General features: G+C 62.4%; 1 protein-coding gene. It reads left to right on the top strand.

Features of this window, described 5'->3' with window-relative positions; translation table 11 throughout:
* Nucleotides 1–192: 192 nt before the first annotated feature.
* A complete protein-coding gene (locus tag RM543_RS18880) occupies nt 193–1,068 on the top strand; it encodes an alpha/beta fold hydrolase (protein ID WP_311694477.1) in 876 nt (291 codons plus the stop codon).
* The last annotated feature ends 21 nt before the right edge of the window (nt 1,069–1,089 follow it).

The raw sequence follows: 1,089 nt of genomic DNA, 5'->3' as shown, positions 1-1,089 counted from the left end.
CCGAGCAGGGTGACGGACGTCCGCTTTGGACCGCCTCTGCCAAGCAGACCCACTCACTTGGGCTTCCAGCACGCGGCAGCGCCGCATGCCGGCGTCGAGCCCTTCTCGGCCATTTCCGATTTACCCCTGGCGGTTCCGTGGGCAGAGCGTTCGCATGCAAGCAGCATTTAGAACAAATCAAAGGTTCGATTGATGAGCGACTTCTTCCAAGGCGTCGAGGCCAAGCATCTGGAAACCCCGTACGGCTCCATCTGTGTGCGCGTCATCGGCTCCGGTTTTCCCCTTCTCCTTCTACACGGCCACCCGAGAACCCACACGACGTGGTGGCGGGTCGCGCCCATTCTGAGAGATCGGTTCACGGTCGTCTGCGCGGACCTGCCTGGCTTCGGCAAAAGCTATCAACCCGAAACCGTGGAAGGATCCTCCGGACGCGCCAAGGCGATGGCGCTGCATGCGGCAATGGACATGCTGGGCTTCGACAGGTTCGGCGTTGCCGGTCACGATCGCGGCTCTTACCGGGCCTTCCGCCTCGCGATGGATTTCCCCGACGCCGTGGCTGGCTTGGCCATCATGGACGGGGTGCCGATCTACGAGGCCCTGACGCGCGCGGACTGGCGGTTCGCTCAGTCCTGGTGGCACTGGTTCTTCTTCGCACAGAGCGCGAAGGCGGAAGCGGCGATCCGAGCCGATCCAGACCTGTGGTATCCGGTCGAAGAAGAGCGAATGGGCCCGATGAACGCCGCCGACTACCGCGCGGCGACACGCGATCCGGCCGTGGTGCGCGGAATGCTCGCCGATTACAGGGCCGGCCTTGAATTCGACTATGCCCATGACGAAGCTGACAGGTCTGCCGGCCGCCGTCTGCAATGCCCGCTAGGCCTGCTTTGGTCTGCGTATGATGACATGGAACGCATCTACGGCGATCCCGCACAGCCTTGGTCCGAATGGGCCGAAAGGATTGTCATGCGGCAGAGGATCATGAGCGGACATCACATGGCGGAAGAGGCGCCCGAAGCAGTCGCGCAGCACCTCGGGGGTTTCTTTGATAGCCTTCAAAGTAATGCCTAAGCAACAACAGCAGCTAAGTCC

It is taken from the genome of Tropicimonas omnivorans (genome assembly GCF_031846565.1).
Taxonomy (GTDB): Bacteria; Pseudomonadota; Alphaproteobacteria; order Rhodobacterales; family Rhodobacteraceae; genus Tropicimonas_B; species Tropicimonas_B omnivorans.
The sequence above is the reverse complement of the archived record's forward strand: the minus strand, read 5'-3'. Positions and strand labels throughout refer to the sequence as shown.